The following is a 15,218-nucleotide window of genomic DNA, read 5'->3' as shown; positions in this document are numbered from 1 at the left end:
GTCAGGGGTGCCTGCGACACTGATCCGATGAGCTCCCTCCCGTCGTCACGGCAGCCGGATCGGCGTTCGGCGGATCCGCGTTCAGCGGATCCGCGTTCAGCGGATCCGCGTCCAGCGGAGTGGCGGCCGAGCTGGCACTCGGACTACCGCGGGAACGATCTCGACGAGGCCCGGGACTTCTACGCCCGCGGCTACAACGGCTCGGGGTTCCGCGCCGAGCGCTCCCAGGTCCCGTTCTCGTACCGCTACGCCTCGACCGCTCCCGGTCCCGTCAGCCTGCACTCCGCCTCGTTCCTGGGCTCCGTGCGCGGAGCGGTCGAACCCGGCGGCGTGTACGTCGTGCTCTGGCTGACGCAGGGCCGGGCGTCCCTCGATCTGGGCCGCGAGGAGAACCGGCTGATGATCGGGAGTCCGGCCGTCTTCCCGACCGGCCGCCCGTTCGGCTTCGACGCGCAGGAGTACCGCGACGCCCTGGTGCACATCGAAGCGGCCCACCTCGAGGGCATCGCCGCCGAGATGCACGGGACGGCTCCCGGCCCGCTCCGGTTCGCGTCGGCTCCCGGCGACACCGCGCCCTGGTGGGCGGCCGTGCGCGTCCTCCGCGACACGCTCGCGTCCGCGGTCCCACCGTCGGCCCTGCAGCGCGACGCCGCGCACCGCCTCGCCGCCGAGGCGATGCTGCGGACCTTCGCGCACCGCGTCGCCCCACTGCCGCCGACCCCGTCGTCGGTGAGCGGCCGGCGGCTGCGGCGCGCCGTCGAGTTCGTGCACGCCAACGCCGATCTCCCCCTCGGAGTCGCCGACATCGCCGATGCGGCGGGTCTCACCGTCCGCGGAGTGCAGCTGGCCTTCCAGCGCGCCTTCGAGCAGACGCCCCGGCACTACCTGCGGGACGTCCGGCTCGACCGCGCGCACGAGGAGCTCGCCGCGGGCGACCCCGGCTCGCTCGTCGTGGGCGAGGTCGCCGCCCGCTGGGGCTTCGTCAGCGGGGGCCGCTTCGCCCAGCAGTACGCGCGCCGCTTCAGCGAGCTCCCCAGCGAGACGCTGCGCGGCTGAGCGCCAGGGGTTAGCGGGGAGGAGGATGCGGGCGTAGGGTCCGAGGACGGCCCGCGGAAGCACCTGCGGGCTCGCGTCGATGGAGCCGCGATGTTCGAACCCGAAGGATCCGTGCGCCCTGTGGCACGGATCAGCTACGTCACCGCCGCCCTGCTGGTCGGCGCGATCCTGGTCGGCGGTGCGGTGGGCGCCGCAGTGGCCCTCGTCCTCTACCTGCCTGCGGCGCTTCGCGCGGGCACCCTCGATCCCTCGGCTCTCGTGAGCTTCGGGATGCTGATGGGCATCGCCTCCGGAGCCGGGATCGGCCTCACGGGAGGCGTGGGTGCCGTCGCCGGGATGGTGTCGGCCCGGGCCATCAGCCGCGGCGGCCGTGCCTTCGTCATCGGCACGAGCCTCGGATCGGCGACCGGCGTGCTGATCGCCTCCGCGAACCTGCTCGTCAGCCGCGACGCCTCGACGTGGATCGCCGCGCTGCTCGCGACCGCGACGGCGTTCGTGCTGTGCGCGCTCGGCGCCCGCCTGCTGACGCGCCACGAGCACTCGTGGGAGCGCGCGCACGCCTCGCGCAGCCGCTCGGTCTGACCTCCGGCTCGCAGGAACCGGTTCGGCTCGTCGAATCCTGCGTTTCCCGCGAGCCGAACCGCATTCCGCGAGCCGGAGACGACCCGTCGAGCATCTTCGGCTCGTCGGAACGGCTTCGGCTCGCAGAATCGCCTGATTCCGACGAGCCGAACGCGATCCCGCGAGCCGGAGCTCAGCCGGCGTACGCCCCGACCAGCCGCACCGCGCCGCCGTCGACGCCCTTCGCGCCCTGCTCGAACCCGTCGAGCCCGCGCTCGCCGATCGTCACGCGCCCCGCGACCCACGAGGGCAGGCCCGCGCTCTCGAAGCTCGCGATCAGCGCGGGGGCCGCGTCGGCGTCGACCACGGCGAACATGCCGATGCCGAGGTTCCAGGTGCCCTCGGTGCTCTCGAGCGACGCCCCCGACATCGCGGCGAGCGCACGGAAGACGTCGGCCGGGCTCCACGACGCGCGGTCGACCTCGACCCAGGAGCCGCGGGGCAGCACGCGGGCGAGATTCGCCGCGATGCCGCCTCCGGTGACGTGGCTGATCGAGTGCACGCTCGACCCGAGTGCCTCGTCGTCGAGCACCGCCAGCAGCGGGGCCGTGTAGAGGCGGGTCGGCTCGAGGAGCACCTCGCCCACGACACCGCCCAGCTCGTCGGAGCGGTCGGTGAAGTCGATCCCACGGTCGGCCAGGATGCGGCGCACCAGCGAGAAGCCGTTCGAGTGCAGTCCGGAGGAGGCCATCGCGATCACGAGATCGCCGTCGCGCACCCGGTCGGCCCCGCGCACCGCATCCGCCTCCACCGCGCCGACCGCGGCGCCGGCCACGTCGTAGTCGTCGGGCCCGAGCAGCCCCGGGTGCTCCGCGGTCTCGCCGCCGACCAGGGCGGTCCCCGTGGCGGAGCAGGCGCGCGCGATCCCGGCGACGATGTCGGCGATGCGCGTGGGCACGACCTTGCCGCAGGCGATGTAGTCGGTCATGAAGAGGGGGCGGGCGCCGACCACGACGATGTCGTCGACGACCATGCCGACGAGGTCCTGGCCGATCGTGTCGTGCTTGTCGATCGCCTGGGCGATCGCGACCTTCGTGCCGACGCCGTCGGTCGAGGTCGCGAGCAGCGGCGCGCGGAAGTCCTTGAGGAACGACACGTCGTAGAGCCCGGCGAACCCGCCCACTCCGCCGAGCACGTGGCGATCGTGCGTCGCCGACACCGCCGCCTTCATCAACTCGACCGCGAGGTCTCCGGCCGCCGTATCGACTCCGGCGCGGGCGTAGCTGCTCGTCTCATTCGTCACGCGACGACCCTATCGAGTGCGTCGCGGCACGGGCATCTCGCGGGAGTCGGAGCGGGTCGGCCGACGACGCCGTCGCCTGTCCTGCTCGAAGCCCGCAGGGAGCGCCCACCCGCGGACGTCCGACGGACGACCGAGGAGGGCGTCAGCCGAGCCTGTCCGCAGCGACGATCCGGCGGTGGTAGAGCAGCCACTCCCACCCGCGCAGAGAGAAGTCGTACCGAGAGCCGGGCTGCACCGCGGACGGAGCGATGCCCGAGCCCTCTCCGGTGTACGCGATCGTCAGGGTTCCGCACTCGTCGGTGAGCACTCTCCAGACACTCGAGGCTCCCCTGCCGCTGGAGAGCACCCGCTGCATCTCGCTCACCGTGCACGTCGCGCTGGATTCGGTGGCATCCCAGCGGACGGTCCAGACGAGGCAGAGACCGAGCAGCGCCGCGCCACCGATGAGAGCAGCCGCCCACTGCCTGCGGGAGAGACGGGGCGGCTTCGGTCCCAGCGCTGCTCCTCCGACCCTCCGGTGCCGCGCAGTCGAGCCGTTCGCCTCTCGCTCAACCACAGGGCGACTGTAAGGCACCCGCGTCCGACGCCGCCCGACCACCCCGGAGGACTCGATGCGTCGACCCACGCCAGCGGATCCGCCCGTCTTCCGGCGTGACGGAGGCGCTCCACCGGCCGATCCGCCGACGGCGAACCATTAGGGCGAGCGTCTGGCGCGTGTCAGGATGGACCGTCAAACCCCTCTTCGTCCCCTTGGGAGCCCATCCGGCATGTGCGGAATCGTTGGAATCGTCTCCTCGGGACCCGTCAACCAGTCCATCTACGACAGCCTCTCGCTCCTGCAGCACCGCGGCCAGGACTCGACCGGCATCGCGACGGCCGACGGCAGCACCCTGCACATCAAGAAGGCGGCGGGGCAGGTCCGCGAGGCGTTCCGCACCCGCGACATGCGCTCGCTGATCGGCACGATGGGGATCGGCCACGTCCGCTACGCCACCAAGGGCAACGCGGAGCGCGAGGAGGAGGCCCAGCCGTTCTACGTGAACGCGCCCTACGGCATCATCCTCATCCACAACGGCAACCTGACGAACACGCGCGAGCTCACCGAGGAGCTCTTCCGCGTCGACCGCCGCCACCTCAACACCACGTCCGACACCGAGCTGCTGGTCAACGTGCTCGCGAACGAGCTGCAGGCCTCGATCTCGGGCCGCGACCTCGACGCCGACGAGGTGTTCGACGCCGTCGCCCGCGTGCACGAGCGCGTGGAGGGCTCCTACGCCACCATCGCCCTCATCGCCGGCCACGGGCTGCTCGCGTTCCGCGACCCGTTCGGCATCCGCCCGCTGATCGTCGGCCGCCGCTTCAACGTGAACGGGCCCGACGACTGGGTGGTCGCCTCCGAGTCGCTGGTGCTCGAGGCGCAGGGCTTCGAGATCGTGCGCGACGTCGCCCCCGGCGAGGCGATCTTCATCACCCCCGACGGCCGGATGACCAGCCGCCAGTGCGCGAAGGACCCGCGCCTCATCCCGTGCTCGTTCGAGTACGTCTACCTCGCCCGACCCGACTCGGTGATGTCGGGCATCTCGGTGTACGAGGCGCGCCTGCGCCTCGGCGACCGCCTCGCCGACACCATCGCCGCGTACACGCCGGGAGGCGCGATCGACGTGGTCATGCCGATCCCCGACTCCTCCCGCCCCGCCGCGATGCAGGTCGCCCAGAAGCTCGGCATCCCCTACCGCGAGGGCTTCTACAAGAACCGCTACGTCGGGCGGACGTTCATCATGCCCGGCCAGGCGGTGCGCAAGAAGTCGGTGCGGCAGAAGCTGAACGCGATGTCGAGCGAGTTCAAGGGCAAGAACGTGCTGATCGTCGACGACTCGATCGTGCGCGGGACGACCTCGAAGGAGATCGTCGACATGGCCCGCACGGCCGGAGCGAACACCGTCACCTTCGCCTCCGCCGCGCCGCCCGTGCGCTACCCGCACGTGTACGGCATCAACATGCCGTCGCGGCAGGAGCTCGTCGCCCACAACCGGCGCATCCCCGAGATCTCGGAGGCCATCGGCGCCGACTACCTGATCTACCAGGAGGTCGCCGACATGAAGGCCGCCATCCTCGAAGGATCCGACGTCACCGACCTCGAGACGAGCTGCTTCACCGGCGACTACGTGACCGGCACCGTGACTCCGGAGTACCTGGACTGGGTCGAGCGCACTCAGCTCAGCTGATCGGGCGCGACCCGCACACCCCTCGCCGACGCGCAAGCCGGTGCCCCGGGAGCGTCCCGCATCGCATGATCGTCTGCGTGCCCGCTCCCGGGCACCCCGAGACGAGGAGTCCCCGTGATCTACCGCCTGCTGCCGTTCCTGCTGACCTTCATCGCCGGCCGCGTGAGGAAGTCGCAGAAGGCGAAGCGCGCCACGCAGAACCAGGCGCGCCGCACGACGCGCAAGCGCCGCTGACCTAGCGGCCGGAGGCGTCCGGGGTGTCGTCGGGCGCTCCGGGCGCCTCCTCGGCCGGCGTCTCGCGGGCGACCGTGCGCTCGGCCGTCATCCGGACGATCCGGCGCCCGACGAACCGGTCGAGGACGACGACGATGAGGCCCGCGAGCGCGCCGAAGAGCGTGATGAACAGCAGCAGGCTGAATCCGAAGATCTGACCCTTCGAGAACCCCTCGGTCTCGGGCAGCGCGAACGTCAGCACGAAGGCGACGATCGCGCCCACGCCTGCCCCGAGGGCGAGGATCCGCCAGACCCGCGGCGAGCGCCGCATCTCGACCTCTTCGCGGGTGACCTCGACATCGGCGGGGCGCGGCGAGGGGTCGAGCGGGTCGGTCATGCCTCCATTGTCCCCCGCGTCGGCGCGCTCGGGCGACGACTTGCGCTCCCGGCCCTCGCTGCTCACATCGCGTGCACGGTGCGGCCGGCCTGCGCCCGCAGCTCGCGCACGACGGTCCGCACCGACAGCCGCTCGGCGCGGTCGGGGCGCATCAGGGCGACGATGTGCCGCACGGAGTTGACGCCCCGGAGCGGCTTCACGACGATGCCCGCGGTGCCGGCCGTGTAGCGCGGGACGACCGCGATGCCCAGGCCCGCCGCCACGAACGCCTCCGTGACCCTCGTCGAGGCGAAGCGCTGCTCGACGCGCACGGGACCACCGGACGCGGTCTCGATCTCCTGCATGATCCGCTCGAACGGGAAGCCGTCCGGCACGCCGATCCAGGTCTCGCCCACGAGGTCGGCGGCCGTCACCGTCGGGCGGTCGGCGAGGCGGTGGTCGAGCGGGAGGGCGATGTCGAGGGGCTCGACCATCAGCTCGGCCATCGCGAGGCCGCGGCCGGCCCACGCGCTCCGACCGTTCGGCGAGTGGCCGAGCACGATGTCGAAGTCGGCGGTGAGGTCGGCGAACTCGTCGGTGCCGGGGTCCGCGTCCTCGCACTGCACGACCAGCCCCTCCACGCTCTGCAGAGCGACCAGGGCCCTGGGGAGGAGCATCTGCCCGGCGGTCGGGAACGTCGCGATGGTCACCTCGCCGATCGGGTTGTTCTTGAACGTCTGCCAGACGGCGTCGGCGCGCTCGAGCGCGATCGCGATCTCGGTGGCGCTCCGGGCGAGCTCGCGGCCGGCGGCGGTCAGGACGACTCCGCGGCCCGAGCGCTCGATCAGGGGCACGCCCGCCTCGCGCTCGAGCACCTTGAGCTGCTGCGAGACCGCGGACGGAGTGCGGTGGGTCGCCTCCGCCACCTCGGTGATCGAGCGCCGCATCGAGAGCTCTCTGAGCAGTTCCAGTCGCCGCACGTCCATGAAGCAACGCTACACGTCAGGCCAAGAACTGTTCGATTGTCCTAAGGAACGGATCAGGCCACAGTGGACGTTGTAGAGAACATCCGGGCGGATGGATCGGATTCCGCCGCAACGAAAGGCAGAACACTCATGAGCATCGCAATCCTCGTCGTCCTCAGCGCCCTCGCTGCGTGGGGCACGGTGTCGACGGTGCTCGTCGCCAGCCGCGACGGCTACCGTCAGGTCCCCGCCCAGCACTGAGCCCCGCGCTCAGCGACAGCACCTCATCGCGTTCGGACGCCGTCTCCCAGGTGGGAGGCGGCGTTCCTGCGTTCCCGGGGCCGTGATCTCCGGCCGGGTACGCGGAAGGCCCCGCGGCGACGAGCCGCGGGGCCTTCCCTGTCGGGCGAGCGCTACTTCGACGCGGCCCGGCGACGCAGGCGCGCCGTCGTCATCCCGAGGCCGAGCAGGAGCGCCGCGATGCCGGCCGCGAAGGCGGGAGTCGCGTCGACGCCCGTGGCGGCGAGGTGCTTCGTCGGCGTGCTCGGCACGTGCACGGCGGGAGCCGGCGTCGACGGGGTGGTCGGGATCACCGTCTCGATCGGGGTGGGCGCCGGGGTCGGCGTGGCCGCCTCCGTCACCGTGAGCGTGTAGAGCACCGAGACGCCCGTGGTGGGCAGCACGAACTCGAGCTCGTGGTCGCCCGCGGCCAGCTCGCTGATCGAGAAGCTGACCGAGGCGCGGCCCTGCTCATCGGTGGTGTCGACGATCGCGTGGTCGATGGGAGCGGTGGTGACCTGCTCGCCGTCGATCAGCACCTGGACCTCGTCGTCGCGGACGGGCGAGTTGTTCACGTCGAGCGAGGACAGGTCGTAGCTCAGCGTCTCGGCGCCCTCGGCGCTGGTCTCGACGACGCCGATCGAGCGCGACGCGGGGTCGGGCGCGACGGGCGAGAACTCGGCCATGTACTCGGTGAAGGCGTTGAGGTCGACGCGACCGGAGTCGGCCTTGTCGGTCCCGTTGCCCAGCTCGGTGAAGTTGTCGCCACCGGCCGCGAGGAACGAGTTGGTGACGATCTTGAAGGTGTCCTCGTCCGCGATCGGCTCGCCCTGGAAGAAGACGCCCGTGATGTGCGAGCCCACCTCCGCGGTCGGGTCGTACGTGTAGGAGAGGTCGGCCGAGATGCCGAGGTGGAGCTCGGGTCGCGAGCTGGTCGGCTGCCACTGCTGCTCGAGGACGGTCTTGATCTGAGCGCCGGTCAGCGTCTCGGTCACGAGGGTGTTCGCGAACGGCTGCACGATCGCGGCCTCGCGGTAGGTGACGTTGCCGTCGACATCGCCCTCGCCGCTGGAGGCGTACGTGATGTCCTGGCGGATGCCGCCGGGGTTCATGAAGGCGATCTGCGTGCCGAGCTCGGCCTGGGTGGCCCAGAGCTGCGCGTCGGCGACGAGGTTGCCGATCGTCGACTCGGCACCGCGGTTCTCGGTGCCGTCCGACTGCACGCCGCGGCGGATGTCACCGGTGACGGAGCCGATCGAGACGGCGCCCTCGACGTTCGCGATGTCGACCGCGTCCTGGACGAGAGCGGCGACCGACTGGCCCACGGGAGTGGAGTCGGCGCTGTAGATCGGCTGGTAGACCGTCGAGACGACTCCGGTGGTGGGGTTGGTGACCTGGACGGGCTGCAGCAGGTCGACGAGGTTCGACGTGATGGACGTGAGGTCCTTGGTCGCCGTGTCGACGGTGAGCTCGAGGTGGCCGAGGTAGGTGCCGTAGCTGCCGGTCTGGAGGACGGGGAGGACGTTGCCGTCGACCTCCACCTCCTGGCTGTAGGCCTGGTGGGTGTGACCCGAGACGATGGCGTCGACGTTCCCGCCGATGCCGTCGACGATCGCGCCGAAGACCGAGGCCGGGTCGGTGAAGCTGACGGTCGGCGAGGAGGCGCCCTCGTGCATGACGGCGATGACGACGTCGGCCTCGAGGTTCTTCTGCTCCTCGGGGATCGAGGCGTCGGCGCTCTCGTCGATGCCGTCCTGCAGACGAGCGGTCTCCTCGTTCACGGACTCGACGATCGGAGCGACGTCGAGCGTCGCGATGCCGTCCGGGCTGACGAGGAAGGGCAGGTCCTCGGTGACGGCGCCGACGAAGCCGACCTTCACGCCGTCGAAGTCCTGCACGTACGAGGGGGCGTAGGCGTGCTCGTCGGTGCCCTTCTCGAGGAGGTTCGCCGAGATGTGCTCGTAGTCGGCGCGCGGGATGATGCGCCCGTCGAGGTCCTCGCGGCCGTGGTCCAGCTCGTGGTTGCCGATCGTCGAGGCGCTCAGGCCGATCTCGTTGAGCGCGTCGATGGTCGGGTTGTCGTCCTGCACCAGCGAGGTGAAGGTCGAGGCGCCGACGTTGTCTCCCGCCGAGACGAGGATCGAGTTGTCGGGGTTCTCGGCCTCGAGGGTCGAGAAGGCCGAGGCGATCGACGCGGCACCGGCGGTGCTCTGCGAGACGGACGCGCCTGCGGTCGCCTCGAGGCGGCCGTGGAAGTCGTTCATCGTGTAGACGTCGATGACGGTCTCGTCGGCGGCCATCGCGGGCGCGGCGCCCAGCAGGGCCGCTCCGGCGACGGCACTGACGGCCGCCGCGGAGAGGAATCGGGAGAGGCCGCTTCGGCCGGAGGGTGCGCTGCGCATCTGGTGGAGGACTCCAAGCATCGAGCGGCGTTTCGGAGAGAACTCCTGCCGCATAAGGGGAACTTTCCCAGACAACCCGACGGCGCGGCTCCCGTCAAACGGTCGGCAGGAGGTGGCCGATGCGTTTACGAGAAGTTAATGCGGCGTCCGCCGATCAGGCGAGCCGGAGGATCGGCAGGAACGGCGTGAGGTCGGCCCGCACCCCCGAGGCGTGGATCCGCCCGCTCGCGAGCCCGTCCTCCCAGGGGAGCGATCCGGTCGCGAGCGGCAGCCAGGTCGCGGCGTCCATCTCGATCACGTTCGGCGGAGTGCCGCGGGTGTGGCCCGGGCCCTCGACGCACTGCGCCGCGCCGAACGGCGGGACGCGCACCTCGACGCTGCGGCCCGGGACGTTCGTCTCGATGATCTGCAGGAGGAAGCGGACCGCCGTCGCGGTGGTGTTCCGGTCGGCCGTCCCGGCGAGCGCCGCGCGCACCGCCTCCTGGCCGCTCTGCTCGTCGATCCTGCCCTTGGCCATGCCACTATTCTCCCGCGCCCGCGGAGGGGCGGGCGCCTCGCAGGGCGGGCCTATCCTGTCAGGGTGAAGATCCTCGTCCTCGGCTCGGGTGCCCGTGAGCACGCCATCATCACCGCTCTCCTCGCGGAGGAGGAGCAGCACCACATCATCGCCGCGCCCGGCAACGCCGGCATCGCGCGCGACGTCGAGGTCATCCACTTCGACACCAACAGCCCCCGGCTGGTCACCGACTTCGCCCTCGAGCAGGGCATCGAGCTCGTCGTCATCGGCCCCGAGGCGCCGCTCGTCGCCGGAGTCGCCGACGCCCTCCGCCAGCGCCGCATCGCGACCTTCGGACCCGACCGCGCCGCCGCCGCCCTCGAGGGCTCGAAGACGTTCGCGAAGCGCGTGATGGACATGGCCCGCGTGCCCACCGGACGCGCCACCCGCGTCTCGACGCTCGTCGACGCGAACCGCGTCATCGACGAGTTCGGCGCCCCCTACGTCGTCAAGGCCGACGGCCTCGCCGCGGGCAAGGGGGTCCTCGTGACGGAGTCGCGCAGCGCGGCCGTCGCGCACGCCGAGTTCTGGCTGCAGTCGGGCGACGTGCTCATCGAGGAGTTCCTCGCCGGCCAGGAGGTGTCGCTCTTCCTCCTCTCCGACGGCCACGACGTCGTCCCGCTCTCTCCCGCGCAGGACTACAAGCGCCTCGGCGACGGCGACGAGGGCCCGAACACGGGCGGCATGGGCGCCTACTCCCCCCTCCCCTGGCTCGCCGACCGCTGGGCCGACGAGCGCGCCTTCGTCGACGAGGTCATCGACACCGTCGCGATCCCGACCATCCGTCAGCTCGAGCGCGAGCGCACCCCGTTCGTCGGACTCCTCTACTGCGGGCTCATCGTCACCGACGACGGCATCCGCGTGATCGAGTTCAACGCCCGCTTCGGCGACCCCGAGACGCAGGTCGTTCTCCCGCGCCTGGCCTCGCCGCTGTCGGCCCTGCTGCACGCGGCGGCCACCGGATCGCTCGCCTCCGTGCCGTGGCCCGTGTTCACCGACGAGGTCGCGGTCACCGTCGTGCTCGCCAGCGAGGGCTACCCCGAGAACGCGGTCACCGGCCGCGCCCTCAGCGGCCTCGACGCGGCCGCCGCGGTCCCGGGGGTCACGATCGCTCACGCGGCGACCCAGCTCGTCGACGACCGCTTCGTCGCCACCGGCGGACGAGTGCTGAACGTCGTCGCCCGCGGAGCAGACTTCACCGAGGCGCGCGCCCGCGCGTACCAGGCGCTCGACCTGATCCACCTCGACGGCGGAGCGTACCGTCGCGACATCGCGGCGCGCGTCGCGCGCCCCGCTGTCGACTGAGCCGCTCCCCGCGCGGCTCAGCGCAGTCGGCTTCTCGGGATGGTCGCGATCCGCAGAGCGTCCTGCGTCCGGCCCGCCGAAAACGCTTGGCACGCGTTCTCGGCTTCGCCTTCAACGGCGAGGGTGGTCTGCAGGTGCACCAGAAGGTGCCGTGAACCGGGCACGGCGGAGGAAGCCCGCCAGGCCCGCGCTTCGGCCTCCCGCTGCCTGCTGGTCGAGTAGCCGCCGCAGGCGGCGTATCGAGACCCACCACCGTCAGCAGGCAGGTCACTACGGCCGCGGGGATCTTCGATACGCCCGCTGCGCGAGCTACTCGATCAGCAAGCACGAGAACCGCGGGTCTCCCGGAGACGGACACCGTGCTGCGCCTCCCCGCTGCCCGCTGGTCGAGTAGCCGCCGCAGGCGGCGTATCGAGACCCACCACCGTCAGCAGGCAGGTCACTACGGCCGCGGGGATCTTCGGTACGCCCGCTGCGCGAGCTACTCGATCAGCAGGCACGAGAACCGCGGGTCTCCCGGGGACGGACACCGTGCTGCGCCTCCCCGCTGCCCGCTGGTCGAGTAGCCGCCGCAGGCGGCGTATCGAGACCCACCACCGTCAGCAGGCGAGTCTGCACACGTAGCCTCCTGGGCAGGGAGAGGTCAGCGGGTGGCGACGATGTCGCGGAGGACCTCGGCGAGGTGGGGGTGGGCGAAGGCGAAGCCGGCGTCCTCGAGGCGGGCGGGGACGACCCAGCGGCTCTTCAGGAGGAGCTCGGGCTCGGTCCGCAGCAGCAGCGTGGCGGGTTCGAGGACGAAGCGGGGTGCAGGGAGCCCGAGGCGGCGACCGACAGCAGCGCGCAGCAGTCGCGACAGCTCGGTGTTGTCGCTGGGGTTCGGCGAGGCGAGGTTCACGGGCCCCTCGAGAGCCGACTCCTCCAGGAACAGGATCGAGCGGTGCACGTCCTCCACGTGGATCCAGCTGAAGTGCTGCCGCCCGTGCGTGGACCGGTACTCGTGGTGCACCCCGGCCTCGCGCCGCGCGCGGGTGCCCGGCCAGCGCCCGTCGTACTGCGGGCCGCCGAGGCCGAGGCGGGCGAGCCGGAGGAGGATCGCCGTCGCCGGCCCGTCGCCGAGCACGATCGCCATCCGGAGCGAGATCCGCCGCGTGCCGGGCGTCCCGCCGTCGAAGAACGCCTCCTCCCACGCGCGCGCCACATCGACCGAGAAGCCCTCGCCCAGCACGCCCTCGCTCTCGGTGTTGGCGCGTTCCTCCTCGTGGCGGTAGATCGTGGCCGTGCTCGCGTTCATCCAGGTCGCGGGCGGCTCCTCCGCGGCCGCGACCGCACGGTGCAGCTCCCGGGTCGTCTCGACGCGCGAGCGGAGGATCTCGGCGCGGTTCGCCGCGGTGTAGCGGCAGTCGACGCTCTTCCCGGCGAGGTTCACGAGCAGTCGCGCGCCGTCGAGGGTCCGCGTGATGCCCGCGGTGTCGCCCCAGCGCGCGTCGGGGCCGGAGCGGCCGATCCGCCGCACCTCCCAGCCGTCCGCCGAGAATCGGCGGGCGAGATCGGTGCCGAGGAACCCGCCGGCTCCGGCGAGGACGACGGCGGGTCGGGCGGAGGCGCTCATCGCCCCATCGTGCACTACCGGCGCTCGCGTGCGGCCGCGACCGCCCCGCGGAGGCGAGCCGCGAACTCCGGCGGCACCTCCTCCGGCAGCGCGTCGAGGCGCCACCACGCCACGTCGTCGCTCTCGTCGCTGACGACGAGAGGCGCGTCGGGGTCGGCGATCGCCGCGTAGCCCACGTCCCAGTGCGTGCTGCAGCGGCCGAAGCCCGAGCTCAGCGCGTGTCGGTCGACGTCGACCGGCAGCGACCCGAGGAGCCGCAGGTCGCTCACTCCGCTCTCCTCGCGTGCCTCGCGCAGCGCCGCAGCGCTCAGGGAGGCGTCCCCCGGCTCGACGTGGCCCCCCAGCTGCACCCAGAAGCGTCCCTTCCGGTGGTAGCAGAGCAGCACCCGGTCGAGCTCGGGCGAGAGCACGAAGCAGCTCGCGGTGAGGTGCTCCGGCCCGCCGTCGCGCTCGAGCGCCGAGTCGCCCCGCTCCCGGACGAAGCCGAGGTACTCGTCGCGGAGACCGGCGAGCCCCCCGGCCCGCCACTCGCGGAGCTCGCGGAGGACCTGGTCGGGGCTCGCACTCATCACCCGGCGATCGTAGGTCAGACGGCGAGGCCCGCCAGGCCCTCGCGGTCGACGCGGCGGTGGAAGCGCATGCCGGCGAGTCCGCCGAGCACCGCTCCGACCAGCGACACGACCAGCGCGGCGAGCGCCGTCACGATCGCGGCGACGGTGGCGTCTCCCGCGTCGAGCGGGATGGTCGGGAAGCCGCTGACCGCGGAGAGGACCTGGCTGCCTCCGGTGACCGCGGAGGCGATGCCCACCAGGATCGCCACGATCACGGCCCAGGCCCACACCGCCACGCCCTGCTTCGCGCCGTTGAAGCGGGCCATGCGCCCGGCGACGTAGCCGCCCGAGTAGTAGGCGACCAGGAGGATCACCAGCAGGGCGATCGCACCGACCCAGCCGAAGGCGGCGGGGTCGGCGGCGAGATCGGCGGTGACGTCCTGCGTGCCGACGACGGCCGCTCCGATCGCCGTGACGAGCGCGGTGAGGATGACCGCGAGCCCGGTGGCCGCGAGCCAGCCGAAGAAGGCGCAGCCGATCTTGAGCCCGCCGAACCGGTCGCGCTCGCGCTGGTGGATGTCCTTGCGGGCGGCGGCGCGGGCCTGCTTCGCCTCGGCGGAGTCCTGGTCGATCGGCGCGCGGTGGGCCGGCTCGGGCTCGGTCGCGGCGGGAACGGCTCCGGCGGGAGCGGCGGCGGAGCGCTCGGACCTCGAGCCGATCCCGTCGGGAAGCTGCTCGGTGCGGTTCCGGTCGGAGCCGTCGCGGTCGGTGGGCATGCTCATGAGGGCCTCCTCGGTGGCCGCGGAGTAGCGGCAGTGGACCCAGTGAAGCGCCTGGACGCCTCCTCTGTCGCGGGCTTGACGGGGCCGTCAAGCCCCTGGGGAGGCGCCGCCGGACCCTGTTGCATGGGTACTGAGACGAGAGGACCGCCATGACTCCGGAATCCCCCGAGCAGACACCGCCCGGCACTGAGGCAGAGCTGACCCCGAAGGCCGACCACGGCGAGACCAGCTACCGCGGCACCGGCCGCCTCACCGGCAAGGTCGCGCTGGTCACCGGCGCCGACAGCGGCATCGGCAAGGCCGTCGCCATCGCGTTCGCCCGCGAGGGCGCCGACGTCGCGATCTCGTACCTCGACGAGCACGAGGACGCCGAGGACACCGCACGCTGGGTGCGCGAGGCGGGCCGCGAGGCACTCCTGCTCCCCGGCGACCTGCGCGACGCCGCGCACTGCCGCGAGGTCGTCTCGGCCACGGTCGAGACGCTCGGCCACCTCGAGGTGCTCGTCAGCAACGCCGCGTTCCAGATGAGCCGCGAGGAGGTCACCGACATCCCGGACGAGGAGTGGGACCGCACGCTCGCCACCAACCTCAGCGCGTACTTCCACCTCGTGAAGGCCGCACTGCCGCACCTGACGGCCGGCGCCTCCATCATCGCCACCAGCTCGGTGCAGTCGGACCAGCCGTCGTACCAGCTGCTCCCCTACGCCGCCACGAAGGCCGCGATGCTGAGCATGACCGCCTCGCTCGCCCAGGCCCTCGGCTCGAAGGGCATCCGCGCGAACAGCGTCGCTCCCGGTCCGATCTGGACGCCGCTGATCCCCTCCACGATGCCGCAGGAGGCCGTCGCCGAGTTCGGCGAGCAGGTCCCCCTCGGTCGCCCCGGCCAGCCCGCCGAGGTCGCGCACGCCTACGTGCTGCTCGCCTCCGACGACGCCAGCTACATGAGCGGCTCGACGATCGCCGTCACCGGCGGGAAGCCGATCCTCTGAGCTGCGCAGCGGGAATGCGCTCCCACCGGCGTGCGGTAGGTTCCGG

At 72.1% G+C, this 15,218-nt stretch carries 14 protein-coding genes; 5 read left to right on the top strand and 9 right to left on the bottom strand.

Going from position 1 to position 15,218, the window contains the following annotated elements; all coding sequences use genetic code 11:
* Positions 1–27: 27 nt before the first annotated feature.
* Positions 28–1,056: an AraC family transcriptional regulator gene (locus GSU68_RS01305; RefSeq protein WP_159905329.1), complete on the top strand. Its 1,029-nt coding sequence runs from the start codon at positions 28–30 to the stop codon at positions 1,054–1,056.
* A 120-nt stretch (positions 1,057–1,176) separates the two neighbouring features.
* Positions 1,177–1,638 carry a hypothetical protein gene (locus GSU68_RS01300; protein WP_159905328.1) on the top strand — a complete coding sequence of 154 codons (462 nt, stop codon included), beginning with the start codon at positions 1,177–1,179 and terminating at the stop codon, positions 1,636–1,638.
* A gap of 172 nt (positions 1,639–1,810) precedes the next feature.
* Here GSU68_RS01300 and purM read toward each other — a convergent pair whose 3' ends face one another.
* A complete protein-coding gene (purM, locus tag GSU68_RS01295) occupies positions 1,811–2,920 on the bottom strand; it encodes a phosphoribosylformylglycinamidine cyclo-ligase (protein WP_159905327.1) in 1,110 nt (369 codons plus the stop codon).
* A 142-nt stretch (positions 2,921–3,062) separates the two neighbouring features.
* The gene (locus GSU68_RS01290; protein WP_159905326.1) at positions 3,063–3,227 is read right to left on the bottom strand and encodes a hypothetical protein; all 165 of its coding nucleotides are present in this window, start codon (positions 3,225–3,227) and stop codon (positions 3,063–3,065) included.
* A 460-nt stretch (positions 3,228–3,687) separates the two neighbouring features.
* On the opposite strand from GSU68_RS01290, the gene purF reads away from it, so the two are divergent.
* On the top strand, positions 3,688–5,145 hold the full coding sequence (purF, locus tag GSU68_RS01285; protein ID WP_159905325.1) for an amidophosphoribosyltransferase: 1,458 nt from the start codon (positions 3,688–3,690) through the stop codon (positions 5,143–5,145).
* Positions 5,146–5,380: 235 nt separating this feature from the next.
* Here purF and GSU68_RS01280 read toward each other — a convergent pair whose 3' ends face one another.
* The 4 genes from GSU68_RS01280 to GSU68_RS01265 form a co-directional block, all read right to left on the bottom strand.
* Complete coding sequence (locus GSU68_RS01280) at positions 5,381–5,755, bottom strand: hypothetical protein (RefSeq protein WP_159905324.1); 375 nt, start codon at positions 5,753–5,755, stop codon at positions 5,381–5,383.
* Positions 5,756–5,817: 62 nt separating this feature from the next.
* Complete coding sequence (locus GSU68_RS01275) at positions 5,818–6,720, bottom strand: LysR family transcriptional regulator (protein WP_159905323.1); 903 nt, start codon at positions 6,718–6,720, stop codon at positions 5,818–5,820.
* A gap of 392 nt (positions 6,721–7,112) precedes the next feature.
* Complete coding sequence (locus GSU68_RS01270; protein ID WP_159905322.1) at positions 7,113–9,380, bottom strand: bifunctional UDP-sugar hydrolase/5'-nucleotidase; 2,268 nt, start codon at positions 9,378–9,380, stop codon at positions 7,113–7,115.
* A gap of 154 nt (positions 9,381–9,534) precedes the next feature.
* Positions 9,535–9,897, bottom strand: coding sequence for a sterol carrier family protein (locus tag GSU68_RS01265; RefSeq protein WP_159905321.1), 363 nt, complete (start codon positions 9,895–9,897; stop codon positions 9,535–9,537).
* A gap of 63 nt (positions 9,898–9,960) precedes the next feature.
* Here GSU68_RS01265 and purD point away from each other — a divergent pair, with 63 nt between their 5' ends.
* Positions 9,961–11,241, top strand: coding sequence for a phosphoribosylamine--glycine ligase (purD, locus tag GSU68_RS01260; protein WP_159905320.1), 1,281 nt, complete (start codon positions 9,961–9,963; stop codon positions 11,239–11,241).
* A 643-nt stretch (positions 11,242–11,884) separates the two neighbouring features.
* Here purD and GSU68_RS01255 read toward each other — a convergent pair.
* From GSU68_RS01255 to GSU68_RS01245, 3 genes are read right to left on the bottom strand one after another with little or no spacing between them, the layout of a single operon-like run.
* Complete coding sequence (locus tag GSU68_RS01255) at positions 11,885–12,850, bottom strand: DUF1731 domain-containing protein (protein ID WP_159905319.1); 966 nt, start codon at positions 12,848–12,850, stop codon at positions 11,885–11,887.
* Between the two features lie 14 nt (positions 12,851–12,864).
* Entirely contained in the window at positions 12,865–13,419 is a 555-nt protein-coding gene (locus GSU68_RS01250; RefSeq protein ID WP_159905318.1) for an NUDIX domain-containing protein, read from the bottom strand.
* 17 nt (positions 13,420–13,436) lie between these two features.
* Positions 13,437–14,183, bottom strand: a complete 747-nt coding sequence (locus tag GSU68_RS01245; RefSeq protein WP_159905317.1) for a hypothetical protein — start codon at positions 14,181–14,183, stop codon at positions 13,437–13,439.
* A 149-nt stretch (positions 14,184–14,332) separates the two neighbouring features.
* On the opposite strand from GSU68_RS01245, the gene GSU68_RS01240 reads away from it, so the two are divergent.
* Entirely contained in the window at positions 14,333–15,172 is an 840-nt protein-coding gene (locus GSU68_RS01240; RefSeq protein WP_159905316.1) for an SDR family oxidoreductase, read from the top strand.
* The last annotated feature ends 46 nt before the right edge of the window (positions 15,173–15,218 follow it).

The sequence above is a fragment of the Rathayibacter sp. VKM Ac-2759 genome (assembly GCF_009834225.1).
Taxonomy (GTDB): Bacteria; Actinomycetota; Actinomycetes; order Actinomycetales; family Microbacteriaceae; genus Rathayibacter.
Note: the sequence above shows the minus strand (reverse complement) of the source record. Positions and strands in the feature narration are given on the sequence as shown.